General features: G+C 73.8%; 10 protein-coding genes. 5 read left to right on the top strand and 5 right to left on the bottom strand.

Annotated elements, in window-relative coordinates; translation table 11 throughout:
• Positions 1-741: TetR/AcrR family transcriptional regulator (locus ACZ5XZ_RS14350; protein WP_468977636.1), on the top strand; the 741-nt coding region annotated here is incomplete at its 5' end.
• Here ACZ5XZ_RS14350 and ACZ5XZ_RS14345 read toward each other — a convergent pair.
• Positions 738-2,468, bottom strand: coding sequence for a thiamine pyrophosphate-binding protein (locus ACZ5XZ_RS14345; RefSeq protein ID WP_468977634.1), 1,731 nt, complete (start codon positions 2,466-2,468; stop codon positions 738-740). The two genes, ACZ5XZ_RS14350 and ACZ5XZ_RS14345, sit on opposite strands and share 4 nt — an antisense overlap.
• Before the next feature lie 56 nt (positions 2,469-2,524).
• Positions 2,525-3,976: a sodium:solute symporter family protein gene (locus ACZ5XZ_RS14340; RefSeq protein ID WP_468977631.1), complete on the bottom strand. Its 1,452-nt coding sequence runs from the start codon at positions 3,974-3,976 to the stop codon at positions 2,525-2,527.
• 198 nt (positions 3,977-4,174) lie between these two features.
• Between ACZ5XZ_RS14340 and ACZ5XZ_RS14335 the strand changes: the two genes are divergently transcribed.
• Positions 4,175-5,740, top strand: a complete 1,566-nt coding sequence (locus tag ACZ5XZ_RS14335) for a PucR family transcriptional regulator ligand-binding domain-containing protein (protein WP_468977629.1) — start codon at positions 4,175-4,177, stop codon at positions 5,738-5,740.
• 12 nt (positions 5,741-5,752) lie between these two features.
• Positions 5,753-5,941 carry a hypothetical protein gene (locus tag ACZ5XZ_RS14330; protein ID WP_468977628.1) on the top strand — a complete coding sequence of 63 codons (189 nt, stop codon included), beginning with the start codon at positions 5,753-5,755 and terminating at the stop codon, positions 5,939-5,941.
• A 125-nt stretch (positions 5,942-6,066) separates the two neighbouring features.
• Here ACZ5XZ_RS14330 and speB read toward each other — a convergent pair whose 3' ends face one another.
• Positions 6,067-7,050, bottom strand: a complete 984-nt coding sequence (gene speB / locus ACZ5XZ_RS14325; protein ID WP_468977626.1) for an agmatinase — start codon at positions 7,048-7,050, stop codon at positions 6,067-6,069.
• Between the two features lie 226 nt (positions 7,051-7,276).
• Between speB and ACZ5XZ_RS14320 the strand changes: the two genes are divergently transcribed.
• Positions 7,277-8,077, top strand: a complete 801-nt coding sequence (locus ACZ5XZ_RS14320) for a phosphatase (RefSeq protein WP_468977625.1) — start codon at positions 7,277-7,279, stop codon at positions 8,075-8,077.
• A 172-nt stretch (positions 8,078-8,249) separates the two neighbouring features.
• Positions 8,250-8,738 carry a pentapeptide repeat-containing protein gene (locus ACZ5XZ_RS14315; protein WP_468977622.1) on the top strand — a complete coding sequence of 163 codons (489 nt, stop codon included), beginning with the start codon at positions 8,250-8,252 and terminating at the stop codon, positions 8,736-8,738.
• 150 nt (positions 8,739-8,888) lie between these two features.
• Here the strand turns inward: ACZ5XZ_RS14315 and ACZ5XZ_RS14310 are convergent, their stop codons facing one another.
• Positions 8,889-9,818: an acyl-CoA thioesterase gene (locus tag ACZ5XZ_RS14310; protein WP_468977620.1), complete on the bottom strand. Its 930-nt coding sequence runs from the start codon at positions 9,816-9,818 to the stop codon at positions 8,889-8,891.
• A gap of 13 nt (positions 9,819-9,831) precedes the next feature.
• Complete coding sequence (locus ACZ5XZ_RS14305) at positions 9,832-10,989, bottom strand: acyl-CoA dehydrogenase family protein (protein ID WP_468977861.1); 1,158 nt, start codon at positions 10,987-10,989, stop codon at positions 9,832-9,834.
• Between the last annotated feature and the right edge of the window lie 26 nt (positions 10,990-11,015).

Genomic DNA, 11,015 nt, shown 5'->3' with positions numbered 1-11,015 from the left:
TACCCTTCCGTTTCTTGCTTCTCCTTCCTCCCCCCCTCCCCCCTCCCCCCCCCCCCCCCCCCCCCCCCCCCCCCCCCCCCCCCCCCCCCGGGGGGCGCCCCCAACGCCCGCCGCTCGGCCACCCGCCGGCGGCTCTTCGACGCCGCCGTCACCCTCATCGCCGAACAGGGCTTCTCCGCCACCACCGTCGATGAGATCGCCGACCGCGCGGGCGTCGCCAAGGGCACCGTCTACTACAACTTCGCCAGCAAGAACGTCCTCTACGAGGAGCTGCTGCGCGACGGCCTCGACCAGCTCGCCGAGGCCCTCCAGCACGCCGCCGACACCACCGCGGGCCGCGGCGGCACCCGGGTCGACGCACTCGACGCCATGATCCGCGCGGGCCTGGACTTCATCGCCCGCTCCCCGGCCCTCACCCAGCTCTACGTCGCCGAGCTGTGGCGTACCAACCGCAGCTGGCGCGCCACCGTGGCGTCGGTACGCGGCCGCGCGCTGACCGTCGTCGAGTCCGTCCTGCGCGACGCGGTGCGCACCGGCGAACTCTCCGAGGAACTCGACATCCCCCTGACCTCCTCCGCCCTCCTCGGCATGGTTCTGGTCGCGGCCCTGGACTGGCTGTCCTTCCAGCCGGACCGGTCGGTCGAGGAGGTGCACGCGTCGCTGTCGCGGCTGGTGCAGGGGCGGGTGGGGACGCGGCCGCCCCACGAGGTCCGGGGAGACACCCCCGGACAGCACGCCTAGAACGCTTGCGACCCTGACCCATCGGACCGGCCCTGGGCGTCAGCCGCCAGGTGGGTCGGGGCGAACATCCGCAGCCGGGCCGGGAGTACGACCACCGACGGGCCGGGGGCGGCGAGCGCGGCCGACAGGTCCGTGGCCAGGTGCTCGGGGCTCGTGGTGACCGCGGGGACGCCGAAGGACCCGGCGAGCGCCGCGAAGTCCGGGCGGGCGAGTTCGGTGGCGGTGGCCGCGCCGAAGGCGTCGGTCATGTACTCGCGCAGGATGCCGTAGCCCCCGTCGTCCACGATGAGCCAGGTCACCGGCAGGTCGTACTGCCGGGCGGTGGCCAGCTCGGCGATCGAGTACATCGCGCCGCCGTCGCCGGAGACCGCCAGCACCGGCCGGGCCGGGTCGGCGGCGGCCACGCCCAGTGCCGCCGGGAAGCCGTAGCCCAGGCCGCCCGCGCCCTGCGCGGAGTGCAGCGCGTTGGTGCCCCGCGCATCGAAGGCCGACCAGGCCCAGTAGGCGAGGATCGTCATGTCCCAGCAGCTGACCGCGCCGTCCGGCAGCGCCTGCCGCACCGCGGCCAAAACCTGCTGCTCCAGGTCGAGCTCCTGACCGGCGAGGCGGTCGCGGACGCGGGCGAGCAGGCCGCGGACGGCGGATTCGGGGTCGTACGCCACGGAGTCATGCGCCGCGGGGCCCGGGGCCGCGGCGGAGCCGGCGCCCGCTTCACCGCGCGCCGCCACCTCCTCGACCAGCGCGGCCAGGGCCGCCCGGGCGTCCGCGTGGATACCCAGCGCGGCATGGTTGGACTCCAGCTTGCCGAGGTCCGCCTCGATCTGCACGACGCGGCCGCGCGGCCGGAACGTGTGGTAGTTCGAGGAGAGTTCGCCCAGCCCGGAGCCGACGACCAGCAGGGTGTCCGCGTCCTCCAGGAAGGACGTGGTGTGGCGGTCCTCCAGCCAGGACTGGAGGGAGAGCGGATGCTCCCACGGGAAGGCGCCCTTGCCGCCGAAGGTGGTCGCCACCGGCGCCCGCAACCGCTCGGCGAGCGCCAGCAGCTCCGCCTCGGCCCCGGCCCGTACGACTCCGCCGCCGGCCAGGATCACCGGCCGCCGGGCCCGCGTCAGCCGGTCGGCCGCCGCCGCGATCAGCTCGGGGCGGGGCGCCGGCTTGGTCGGCGCGACGTCGAGTCCGGCCACCGGCGGCACGTCCACCTCGGCCAGCAGCACATCCTGCGGGATCTCCAGCCAGACCGGACCGTGCGGGGCGCTCAGGGCCGACTCCCAGGCGGCGGCCACCGCCGAGGGGATCTGCGAGGCGGTGCGCACCGTGTGGACGGACTTGACCACGCCCCGGAACGAGGCGCTCTGGTCGGTGAGTTCATGCAGATAGCCGTGGCGTCCGCCGCCGATACCGGCCAGCGGCACCTGACTGCCGATGGCCAGTACGGCGGCCGATGCCGCGGCCGCCTCCTGGAGCGCGGGCAGCGTCATCAGCGCACCGGGGCCGGTGGAGACCAGCAGCGGCGCGACGCCGTGGGTGGTCCTGGCGTACGCGTCGGCGGCGAAGCCCGCGTTGTTCTCCACCCGCAGCCCCACGTAGCGCAGCGCGGAGCGGCGCAGCGCGTCGAACATCCCGAGGGCGTGCTGGCCGGGGAGGCCGAAGACGGTACTCGCGCCGAGGGCGGTGAGCGACTCGACGACCAGGTCGCCTCCGGTGCGGGTGGCTGGGGTGCTGCTCATCTTCTGTCGGCTCTCCGTCTCGTTGTGCTCGTTCGCGGCCTGCCGGCCGCTCGTCCTCAAACGCCGGTCAGGCTTGATTTCGCGGCCAGCCGCTCCCGCCAGGCGGCCAGTACCGCCGCGTCCGTGGGCCTGGTGGCCAGGCTCACCGCCACATAGGCCACGAGGGAGGCGATCAGCCCGTAGTAGATCGGCTCGTTGGCCAGGACGCCGAAGGAGACCATCAGGCCGACGACGGCCAGGCCGCCCACCGCGACCGAGGCGAGCGCGCCCGCCGCCGTGCCGCGCTTCCACAGCAGCCCGCCCAGGATCGGCACCAGCAGCCCGCCGACCAGCAGGTTGTAGGCGACGGTGAGGGCCGCGACGACATCGTTCAGGCCGATCGCGATGCCGATGACCGCGACGCCCATCAGGAGGATGAACAGCCGGTTGCCGCGCACCTCGTCGTGCGCCGCCTCGCCCGCCGCCTCCGGCCCGCGCACCGCGCCCCGCACCCGGGCCCAGATGTCGTTGTTGGCGACCGTGGCGCAGGCGATCAGCGCCCCCGAGGACGTGGACATCACCGCGGACAGCGCCGCCGCCAGCACCAGCCCGCGCACGCCCATCGGCAGCGCGTCCTTGACGATCGTCGCGAAGGCGTCGTCCGGGCTGCCCAGGTGCGGGTAGAGCACCTTGGCCGCGGTGCCGATGACCGCACCGGCGAGCGCGTACGCCAGGCAGTACGTCCCGGCCGCGGTGCCGCCCAGGCGCGCCACCTTGTCGCCGCGCGCGGTGAACACCCGCTGCCAGATGTCCTGCCCGATCAGCATGCCGAACGAATAGATCAGCACGTAGGTGAAGACCGTCTGCCCGCCGATGCCCAGCGGCGCGAAGTAGTCGTCCGGCAGCTGCGCCTTCATCGCGGCGAAGCCGCCCGCCCTGACGACGGCGATGGGCAGCAGGAGCAGCAGCACACCGATCGTCTTGACGACGAACTGGACCATGTCGGTGAGGGTGATCGACCACATGCCGCCGAGCGTCGAGTAGGCGACCACGATCGCCCCGCCCAGGACGATGGACAGCGACCGGTCCAGGCCGAAGAGCACATCGAAGATGGTCGCGTAGGCGATGGTCGAGGTGACCGCCAGCATCAGTGTGTACGCCCACATCACGACGCCGGAGATCAGCCCGGCGGAGCCGCCGTAGCGCAGGTCCAGCATCTCGGAGACCGTGTAGACCTTCAGCCGGGCGATCCGGGCCGAGAAGAAGACGCTCAGTGCGAGCAGCCCGAGGCCGATGGTGAAGACCATCCAGGCTCCGGAGAGGCCGTACTGGTAGCCGAGGCCGACCCCGCCGATGGTGGAGGCGCCGCCGAGCACGATCGCCGCCATGGTTCCCGAGTACATCACGGGGCCGAGGCGCCGCCCCGCCACCAGGAAATCGCTCTTGGATTTGGCGCGCCGCATCCCCCACCAGCCCATGGCGAGCATTCCGGCCAGATAGAGCACGATCACCGCGTAGTCGACAGCCATGGGCCATCCCTTCCAGCTGCGCCGAGGGGAGAGGGGGTACGGGGGTGGGGCTTTGCTGCGGGGGGAGAGAGACGGGCGCCCGGCGGGCGGGGGTCCCGGGCGGGCGCCGCGTCTGGAGGTTGACCCTAGGAGGCGGGAAGGCGACGCTGAAGTGTACGTTTCCTCCACTCGCCGCCCCATGACGTGGATGGTTCGCACATGTCGCACAGCCCGCACCCGACACCCCCGCCGTCCATCCCGCAGTCCACCCCGCCCTCCACTCCGCCGGTGCCGCTGGCGGCTCTCCTGGCGCGGACGGACCTGGGCCTGCGCCAGATCGCCGGCCCCCGCGAGGGCGTCGCGATCCACTGGGTGCACACCTCGGAGATGGCGGACCCGGTGCCCTACCTCCTGGGCGGCGAGATGCTGCTGACGGCGGGGGTGCATCTGGCGGAGGTGAGCGGGGGCGCCCGGGACGCCTATCTCGACGGCTATGCGGCCCGTACGGTCGCGGCCGGCGCCGCGGCCCTCGGGTTCGGGATCGCGCCGGTGCACGACACCGTCCCGCCCGCCCTGGTGGCGGCCTGCGACCGGCACGGTCTGCCGCTGGTCGAGGTCCCGGCGGGCACCCCGTTCACCGCCGTGGAGAGCGCCGTGTGGCAGGCCGTGACCGAGGCCCGGCACCGCGAGCTGACCCGGCTCAGCGAGGCGCAGCGCGCCCTGGCCACGGCCGCAGCCCGCCCCGAGCCGGCCGGCGCCGTGCTGCGCGCCCTGGCCCGCCATGTCCACGGCTGGACGGCGCTGCTCGCACCGGACGGCACGGAGCACGGCGCGGCCGGCCCCCGCCCCGCCGGCGCCGTACGCGCCGCGGCCGACCGGCTCGCGCGGGTCGTCGGCGCCGGCGGCCCGTCCTCGGCCACCGACGCGCTGCCCGGCACCCAGCTGTCCGCGTACGCCCTGACGGGGCGCACCACCGGCCCGGAGGCGCTCGCGCTCGTGGTCGCCGCGGACCCGCACGATCCGCCCGCGTACACCATCGCGGGCGTCGCCGCCGTCCTGCTCTCGCTGATCACCGGCCCCGCCGCGGCCGGCGGCGGGGCCGGCGGGGAGCACTCCGCGGCCCTGGTGCGCCTGCTCCTCGGCGCCCGCCCGGCCGACGTCGCCCCGCTCCTGGGCCATCCCCTGTGGACCGTCGTCCATGCCGAGCGCCGCCGGGAGACGACGGAGTCGGCGGCTTCACTGGCCGCCGCGCTCGGTACCGCACTGGTCGCCCCGGCCCCTGATGCCGGCGTTCCCGCCCTGCGCGCCCTGCTCCCCGCCGGCCACGACATCTCCGCGCAGCCCGGCTGGACGCTGGGCGTCAGCGAACCCGTACCGGTCGAGGAGCTGCCGGCCGCCGACCGGCACGCCGCCACCGCCCTGCGCCGCGCCCTCGCCCGTCGCGCCTCCCTCGTCCGCCAGCACACCCCCGGCCCCCACGGCCTCACCTCCCTCATCGCCCCCGATGACGCCCGTCAGCACGCCCAGACCCTGCTCGCCCCACTGGACGCTTCCCCGCCTCTCCTCGACACCCTCCACACCTGGCTCTCGCTGCACGGCAGTTGGGATCGCACGGCGAACTCCCAGGGCATCCACCGCAACACCGTCCGCCAGCGCATCGCCCGTATCGGCACGCTCCTGGACGCCGACCTGGACGACGCCGACGTCCGTATGGAGCTGTGGTTCGCGCTGCGCTGCCTCGACCGGGACGCCGGCCCGCCCGGTGACGCCGGCGCCCCTCGGTGACATTCGGCCCTGGTGGAGAGCGCGGGAAGCAGCGGCGCCCGGCACCGGTGGAACGCCCTGACCGGGACCCCGCCCGAGACCCCGACCGAGACACCGGACGAGGCCTCAGACGCTCCGCGGGGCGCGACGACAGCCCCCGCGGCGGGGAAGTCCGCACCCTGGCAGCACGTCCTCGACCCGGACAACTTCGACACGCTGTGACACCCGTTGCGACACGCGTGGTGACGCAACCAGACGGCCCGCCACGGTCGTTCCGTGGCGAGCCGTCGTCGTGCCGTCGTCGTACCGTACTAAGGCGTGTCCGCACGCGGCGGCACGGTGGGCCGTCAGCCCTGGCGGCCGGCGGCGATCTGCCGCGACATGATCGTCGTCAGCTCGTACGCGGTGTGGGAGGCGGCCACACAGGTGATCTCGGCGTGGTCGTACGCCGGAGCGACCTCCACCACGTCCGCCGAGACCAGGTTGCAGGAGGACAGTCCGCGCACGATCTCCAGCAGCTCGCGGGAGGTCAGGCCGCCCGCCTCGGGGGTGCCGGTGCCGGGCGCGTGCGCCGGGTCCAGCACGTCGATGTCGATGGAGATGTACAGCGGGCGGTCGCCGATGCGCTGGCGCAGCTGGTCGGCGACCTCGTCCACCCCGCGCCGCATGACGTCCGCGGAGGTGACGATGCCGAAGCCCATCTTCTCGTCGTCGTCGAGGTCCTTCTTGCCGTACAGCGGGCCGCGCGTGCCGACGTGCGAGAGCGCGGAGGTGTCGAGGATGCCCTCCTCGACGGCGCGGCGGAACGGCGTGCCGTGGGTGTACTCGGCACCGAAGTAGGTGTCCCAGGTGTCCAGGTGGGCGTCGAAGTGGAGCAGGGCCACCGGGCCGTGCTTCTTGGCGACCGACCGCAGGATCGGCAGGGCGATGGTGTGGTCGCCGCCGAGGGTCATCATGCGGGCGCCGGTGCCGAGCAGGTCGTCGGCCGCGGCCTCGATGGTCTCGACGGCCTCGTTGATGTTGAACGGGTTCGCGGCGATGTCGCCGGCGTCGGCGACCTGGGCGAGCGCGAAGGGGGAGGCGTCCTGGGCCGGGTTGTACGGGCGCAGCAGGCGGGAGGCCTCGCGGATGGCGTTGCCACCGAAGCGGGCGCCGGGCCGGTAGGAGACACCGGTGTCGAAGGGGACACCGACGACGGCCACGTCGGCGCGGCCGCCGACCTCGTCCAGGCGCGGCAGGCGGGCGAAGGTCGCGGGCCCGGCGTAGCGGGGGATGCGGGAGGAGTCGACGGGGCCGACGGGCTCGTGGGATGCGCTGGCTGCGGTGGTCATGAGGGTGAGATTACGGACGGGCACCGATCCGGCCCATGGACATTTGCGGGAGTGAGACCGATCGCGTTCGACGTTTTGGACAGGGAGCGGCTCCGCTGCTCCCCGCCCCTCGCCCGCCCGGGCGTCCGGGCGTCCGGGCCCCGGTGCGCCCGCCCGGCGGCCGCCCGCACCGTCCGGGGTGTGGAAGTGCCCCGCCCCGGATCACCCGTCCGGGCACAATGGCGCTATGCCGATAGCCTCCACAGCCGCCGTCCCCTCCCGCGCCGAACTCGTCGACCATCTCGTCCGCACCCGCATCGCCGGCGATGTCGCCACTCCCCGCGAGAACAACCTCTCCCACTACCGCAGGCTCGCCAACGGCGAGCGCCACTACTGGTTCGGCCTGGAGTTCGGCGACCGGTGGTCGGACGAGCAGGACGTACTGGCCGTGATGGCGGAGCGCTGCGGGGTGAGCGACGATCCGCACCACCGGCAGGGCCAGGACACCATCGACCCGGAGCTGACGGTGGACGCGCTGGACCGTACGGCGGCGGTGCTGCGCAAGGCGGCGGCCGACCGGCAGAGCGTGCTGTTCGCGACCGGCCACCCGGGCGGGCTGCTCGATGTGCACCGTGCGACGGCCGAGGCGCTGCGGGCGGCCGGCTGCGAGATCGTCGTCATTCCCGACGGGCTGCAGGCGGACGACGGACTGGTCTTCCAGTTCGGCGACGTGGCCATGCTGGAGCGCGGCGCGACGCTGTGGCACACCCACTCCCCCGAGCCGATGGCCGCGATCCTCGACGGGCTGGAGCGCGAGGGCCGGCCGCAGCCGGACCTGGTGATGGCCGACCACGGCTGGGCGGGCTGCGCGGGCCAGCGCGGCCTTGAGGCAGTGGGCTTCGCGGACTGCAACGATCCGGCGCTGTTCCTCGCCGAGGCGGAGGGCACGCTGCAGGTGACCATCCCCCTGGACGACCACGTCCGCAGCCCGCGCTACTACGACCCGCTGACCGCCTACCTGCTGGGCGCGGCGGGGCTGCTGGGCTGAGGCGGCCGGGGCGCGGGGACACCGGGCCGAGGGGGCCGGGCTCGTGGGACCCCGCCGGTCGTTGTCCGGGGGTCCCCCGGTCGTCGTCCGGGCCGACCGGCCCGACGAGAAATCGGCAGCGGAGTGTGATCCCATCTTACTGTCCGTGTTTCACCGGCAGAAAGGTTGAGCCATGCGCGCGCTTCCCCCCACCGGCCTGCGGGCCGCGGCCGTCGCCCTGGCCGCGGCCGCCTGTGTGCTGGGCACCCCCACCCCGAGCCCCGCGGCCACCGCGCACCGTGCCCCCGCTCCCCGGGCCGCCGACGAGCCACCGGCCGACGCCGCCCAGATCGCCATGCTCAAGCGCGGCGTGGCGGAGTGGAACAACTGGCGCAGGACGCATCCCGGCGTCAGGCCGGCCCTCGCCGGCGCGTACCTCCCCCACGCCGACCTGCGCCGCGCCGATCTCACCGGTGCCCGCCTGCGCGGCGCCGACCTGCGCCACGCCGAACTCTCCGGCGCCGACCTCACCGGCGCCGACCTCACCGGCTCCGTCCTCGTCGAGGCCGACCTCACCCACGCCGACCTCACCCGCACCGATCTCTCCGGCGCCTATCTGGACGGCGCCCGGCTGACCGGCGCCAAGCTGGGCTGCAAGGGCCATACGACCTGCAAGGGGTGACGGGCCGACGCGCGAGGGACGACGGGCGACGCGCGAGGGACGACGGCGGCCGGGGCAGGGCACCGCGCTGCCGTCTCGGCGCCGTGCCCACCGGCCGCTCACCACGTGCCACGGCGGACACCCCCCAGGGCCTGTCCGAGGGGTCAGGCCCTAGCGCGGAACCCGGATCACGCCCTCCTGGATCACCGAGACCGCCAACCGGCCGTCGGCCGTGAAGATCCGGCCCTTGCCCAGTCCCCGGCCGCCCTGGGCGGTGGGGGACTCCTGGTCGTACAGCAGCCACTCGTCGGCGCTCAGCGGCCGGTGGAACCACATCGCGTGGTCCAGGCTCGCGCCGACCACGTCGCCGACCGCCCAGCCGCCCCGGCCGTGGGCGAGCAGGACGGAGTCCAGCAGGGTCATGTCGGAGACGTAGGTGACCAGGCAGATGTCCAGCAGGGGGCGGGGGATCTCCCCGTCGTCCGCCAGCTTGCCGTGGGTGCGGAACCAGACCTGGGAACGGGGCTCGCGCACCTCGCCGACGGTGCCGAACGGCGGCTCGCCCACGTACCGCAGATCGATCGCGGCCCGGGCCTCCAGCAGCCGGTCGACGACGCCCGGGCCGGCGAACCGGTCGGCGTAGCGGGGCAGCATCTCCGCGGCGGTGGGCAGCTCCAGCGGGTCCGGTGCCGCCGGCATCGGCTCCTGGTGCTCCATCCCCTCCTCGGGCACCTGGAAGGAGGCGGAGAGGTGGAAGATCGGCTGGCCGTGCTGGACGGCGACGACCCGGCGGGTGGTGAAGGACCGGCCGTCACGGATGCGGTCGACGGTGTAGACGATGGGCGCGCCGGGATCGCCCGGGCGCAGGAAGTACGCGTGCAGGGAGTGCGGCGTCGGGGTCTCCCCTGCTCGAGCGGAGCCGCGAGCTCGGGGAAGGTCGGCGGGGACGACCGTGCGCCCGGCCGCGACCAGGGCCTGGGCGGCGACCTGGCCGCCGAAGACCCGGGGTACGACCGAGGCCTGGGACTGCCCGCGGAAGATGTCCTGCTCGATCCGCTCCAGGGCGAGCAGACCGAGCAGGGACTGCAGTGCGTCGTTCACGTGCGGGGGACCTCTACAGGCCCATCGACTTGGCGATGATCGACTTCATGATCTCGCTGGTGCCGCCGTAGATGCGGTTCACCCGGTTGTCGGCGTAGAGGCGGGCGATCGGGTACTCGTTCATGAACCCGTAGCCGCCGTGCAGCTGCAGGCAGCGGTCGATGACGCGGTGCGCGACCTCGGTGCAGAACAGCTTGGCGCTGGCGGCCTCGGCCGGGGACAGCTCGCCCGCGTCGAGGGCCTCCAGGGTGCGGTCGGCGACGGCCTGCGCGGCGTCCACCTCGGCCTGGCAGGCGGCCAGCTCGAACTTGGTGTTCTGGAAGGCGGCGACCGGCTTGCCGAAGACGGTGCGCTCCTGCACGTACTGCGTGGCGAACCGGACGGCCGCCGCGGCCTGCGCGTAGGCGCCGAAGGCTATGCCCCAGCGCTCGGAGGCCAGGTTGAGGCCGAGGTAGGAGAAGCCCTTGTTCTCCTCGCCCAGCAGGTCCTCGACCGGCACCTTGACATCGACGAACGCCAGCTCGGCGGTGTCGGAGACCTTCAGGCCCAGCTTGTCCAGCTTGCGGCCGACGGAGTAGCCCTCGGACTTGGTGTCGACGGCGAAGAGGGAGATGCCGAAGCGGCGGTCGTCCTCGCGCGGGGCGGCGGTGCGGGCGCAGACGATGACGCGGTCGGCGTGGACGCCGCCGGTGATGAAGGTCTTGGCGCCGTTGAGGACGTAGTGCGTGCCGTCCTCGGAAAGCTTGGCGGTGGTCTTCATGCCCGCGAGGTCGGATCCGGTGCCCGGCTCGGTCATCGCCAGCGCCCACATCTCCTCACCGGAGACGAACTTCGGCAGGAACCGCTTCTTCTGCTCGTCGGAGGCGAGCATCTTGATGTACGGCAGGCCGAGCAGCACATGCACGCCGGAGCCGCCGAAGGAGACACCGGCCCGCGCGGTCTCCTCGTACATCACGGCCTCGAACTTGTACGAGTCGATGCCCGCGCCGCCGTACTCCTCGCCGACGCGGATGCCGAAGACGCCGAGCTCGGCGAGCTTGTAGTAGAAGTCGCGCGGCGCCTGGCCCGCGGCGAACCACTCGTCGTAGACGGGGACGACCTCGGCCTCGATGAAGGCGCGCAGGGTCTCCCGGAACGCCTCGTGGTCCTCGTTGAACACCGTACGGCGCATCTGCGTCGCCTCCTCCAGCTCACCGG

Source organism: Streptomyces sp. NPDC033270 (assembly GCF_055576575.1).
This window is presented reverse-complemented; position numbering and strand designations above follow the sequence as displayed.

What these genes read in the sequence shown, in the direction of transcription:
- ACZ5XZ_RS14335 (WP_468977629.1), top strand. Translation starts at nt 4,175, where the DNA reads ATGTCGCACAGCCCGCACCCGACACCCCCGCCGTCCATCCCGCAGTCC.
- ACZ5XZ_RS14345 (WP_468977634.1), bottom strand. Translation starts at nt 2,468, where the DNA reads ATGAGCAGCACCCCAGCCACCCGCACCGGAGGCGACCTGGTCGTCGAG.
- speB (WP_468977626.1), bottom strand. Translation starts at nt 7,050, where the DNA reads ATGACCACCGCAGCCAGCGCATCCCACGAGCCCGTCGGCCCCGTCGAC.
- ACZ5XZ_RS14320 (WP_468977625.1), top strand. Translation starts at nt 7,277, where the DNA reads ATGCCGATAGCCTCCACAGCCGCCGTCCCCTCCCGCGCCGAACTCGTC.
- ACZ5XZ_RS14340 (WP_468977631.1), bottom strand. Translation starts at nt 3,976, where the DNA reads ATGGCTGTCGACTACGCGGTGATCGTGCTCTATCTGGCCGGAATGCTC.
- ACZ5XZ_RS14305 (WP_468977861.1), bottom strand. Translation starts at nt 10,989, where the DNA reads ATGCGCCGTACGGTGTTCAACGAGGACCACGAGGCGTTCCGGGAGACC.
- ACZ5XZ_RS14315 (WP_468977622.1), top strand. Translation starts at nt 8,250, where the DNA reads ATGCGCGCGCTTCCCCCCACCGGCCTGCGGGCCGCGGCCGTCGCCCTG.